Genomic DNA, 3,166 nt, shown 5'->3' on the forward strand with positions numbered 1-3,166 from the left:
CGGCAACACCGGCTTCAGTGCCGCTGCGAGAATGCGGAACAGGTTCAGCCCCTGTGTGCAGACCGACTGCAGGTCGGCGTCCGCGCCCTCCTGCTTGGCGATCACCCACGGCTTGGTTTCATCGATGTACTTGTTCGCTTCATCGGCCAGCGCCATCGTCAGGCGCAGCGCCGTGGCGGGTTCGTTGCGTTCGTAGGCATCGGCGATGGGGGCGAGCGCATCGACGAAACGCTGGTACATCCCCGGGTCCGGCAGCGCTTCGGCCAGCGCACCGCCGAAGCGTTTGTCGATGAAGCCGGCACAGCGGCTGGCCAGGTTGACGAACTTGCCGACCAGGTCCGCATTGACGCGCGCGATGAAATCACCGAGGTTCAGGTCGAGATCGTCCACGCCCCCGGACGACTTCGCCGCGTAGTAATAGCGCAGTGCCTCAGGCTCGAGGCCTACGTCCAGGTAGGTGCGCGCCATGATGAACGTGCCGCGCGACTTCGACATCTTCGCGCTATCCACCGTGAGGTAACCGTTGACGTGCAGGCGGGTCGGTGCGCGGTGCCCCGTGCCGTGCAGCACCGCCGGCCAGAACAGGCCGTGGAAGTTGACGATGTCCTTGCCGATGAAATGGTGCAGTTCCACCTCGGTACCGGCGTCGAGATGCGATGCGAAGTCGAGGCCACGCTGCGCACACAGGGCGTGGAAGCTGCTCAGGTAGCCAATCGGCGCATCCAGCCAGACATAGAAGTACTTGCCGGGTGCGCCGGGAATCTCGAAGCCGAAGTAGGGCGCATCGCGCGAGATGTCCCACGCGCGCAGGCCACCGTCGGCATCCAGCCACTCGCGCAGCTTCGCCTTCACGCCCGGCAGGGCGACGTCGCCCGCCAGCCATTCGCGCAGGAACGCATCGAAGCGGCCGACATCGAAGAAGTAATGTTCCGAGTCGCGGATCTCCGGCGTGCTGCCGGACAGGATGGACGTCGGTTCCTTCAGATCGGTCGGTGCGTAGGTCGCGCCGCAGACCTCGCAGTTGTCGCCGTACTGGTCGGCGGATCCACAGTTCGGGCAGATACCCTTGATGTAGCGGTCCGGCAGGAACATGCCCTTGGCCGGATCGTAGAACTGCGCCACCGTGCGGCGGCTGATGTGCCCACCGGCATCGAGGCGCTGGTAGAACTGTTCCGTCAACGCCCGGTTGCCGGACGAGTTGGTCGAGTCGTAATGGTCGAAGGCCACACCGAAGGCGGCGAAGTCGCGCTCGTGGCTTGCCTGGATGCCCGCGATGAAGGCCTCCGGGGTGACGCCCGCCTTCTCCGCTGCCAGCATGATCGGCGTGCCGTGGGTGTCGTCGGCGCAGACGAAATACACCGTGTCCCCGCGCATGCGCCGGGCCCGCACCCAGATGTCGCCCTGGATGTAGCCGACCAGATGACCCAGGTGCAGCGGGCCATTGGCGTAGGGCAGGGCATTGGTGACGAGGGCGGTGCGGCTCATGTCGGACTTCGTTGCGGGGGCGCGCGATTATCGCATGGACGGCCGGATGCCCCTTCCGCCTGGCCAGAACGCAACGGGCCCGGCAATGCCGGGCCCGTCTTGCAACAGGATGCGTCGAGACTTACTGGCGGATCCAGGTCTGCGACTTGCAGATGAAGGCGATGCAGCCGGAGACCTCCAGCTTCTTGCCACCTTCGATCAACTCCATCTTCGACTTGTATTCCTTGCCTTCATCCGGCTTCAGGATGGTGCCGCCCGCGTAATCGCCACCGCCTTCCGCCTTCATGCCGCGGATGATCTCCATCCCCGTAATCGGCTTGTTCTTGCGGTCGCCCTTGCACTTGTCGCAGGTCGGATTGGGCTTGCTCGGGTTGATCAACTCGACGATCCGGCCGGTGATCGTGCCGTTCGCGGCCTGGGTGATCTCGACGAAGGATTTCGGCTTGCCGGTTTCGCTGTCGATGGTCTTCCAGCGGCCGACCACCGGGTCGGCGGCCGAGGCCACCAGCGACAGGGCCATCAGCGGGGCGGCCAGCATCACGGCCATCAGGGTCTTGCGCATGTTCCCCTCCCAGGGATGTAGGTCAGGCCCGCCGGCAACGACCGGCGGGATGCCGCTGTTATACCGCATCCGCCGGCGTATGGAAGCGCGGCGTGCCAGCTGTTCAGCCGTCTTTGCGGGTGCCGAGGTCGGCGTCGTCCGCCTCGGGCGTCTCCGGCTCCTGCGCATCCTGCTGCGGCGCCGTGGCGGGAATGCGCGAAGCCGGCGGGGTTGATCCCGGYACTTGTTCGACGCTGCCCACCGACACACGCCCGATGCGCGGCTTCATCCAGATTTCGTCGTGCCACGCCTGGTACTGCTTCGGGTCCCAGTAGCGGTCGTCGTAGAACTTGCTGCCATCGATCGGAATGAATCCCCCCGGGCCGGGGATGTGGATCTGCAGGTTCCCGGTGAAACCGGTACGGCTTCCCGTGGACCGACGTTTCTCGCGGCGGAGCACGGTGGCCAGGCGCGGCTGCGCGGCCTGGTCGCCGAACCGGGCATAGATGGCCTGGCCTTCGTCGACAGCCCGGGCGCGTTCAGCCTCCGTCAGTTGCTCCCAATAGCGCTCCCGCAGTCCGAGGAACCCGGTGTACCCGCGCTCGGACGCCAGGTCCATCCACGCATACGCCAGGGCGCGATCCTTCGCCGTCCCCTGGCCGTTCCACAGCATCTCCCCCACCATCCCTTGCGAAGGCTTGTCGCCGTAGTAGGCGGCGCGCTGGTAGAAACGGAACGCCTCGTCGAACTCGCCGGCCTTGAACCGCTTCAGGCCCAGCAGGCGGTAGCGCAGGTCGGGATGTCCGCTCAGGAAGCCGGCGCTGAGCATCATCGCGTCGCGTGTCGGGTCCGGCGGAGGTTTGGCGGCATGTGCCGCGGAAAATGCGGCCGCAGTGCCAGCCAGCAGCAGGCACAAGGTGGTCGTCCTGAGGTTGCCCATGTGTACTCCGACACCGGTGATGGGAAGTAGGCTTCGATTGTGACCGGCGACGTTGTCGCCGGTCACGTCTCGGAAGTCATGGCCGTGGTGCGGAGCCTGGCGCTCTCCACCGCATCCGTGCGGGATGGCGTTACTTCGATGCGCCAGAATCCGTTTTCCCGATATGCCGGTCGAAGAAGGCAAGCATCTCGGTATACAGC

General features: G+C 65.7%; 3 protein-coding genes. All 3 read right to left on the minus strand.

Translation table 11 applies throughout. The features are described from left to right. Positions 1-1,485, minus strand: a 1,485-nt coding sequence (gene metG / locus AC04L7_RS15235; RefSeq protein ID WP_475513325.1) for a methionine--tRNA ligase, incomplete at its 3' end; no start/stop codon positions are given. 121 nt (positions 1,486-1,606) lie between these two features. Beyond that, complete coding sequence (locus AC04L7_RS15240) at positions 1,607-2,047, minus strand: DUF2147 domain-containing protein (RefSeq protein ID WP_296282625.1); 441 nt, start codon at positions 2,045-2,047, stop codon at positions 1,607-1,609. A 103-nt stretch (positions 2,048-2,150) separates the two neighbouring features. Then, a complete protein-coding gene (locus AC04L7_RS15245; RefSeq protein ID WP_296282626.1) occupies positions 2,151-2,966 on the minus strand; it encodes an SEL1-like repeat protein in 816 nt (271 codons plus the stop codon). Positions 2,967-3,166 lie beyond the last annotated feature (200 nt).

It is taken from the genome of Pseudoxanthomonas sp. LjRoot204_2 (assembly GCF_056175765.1).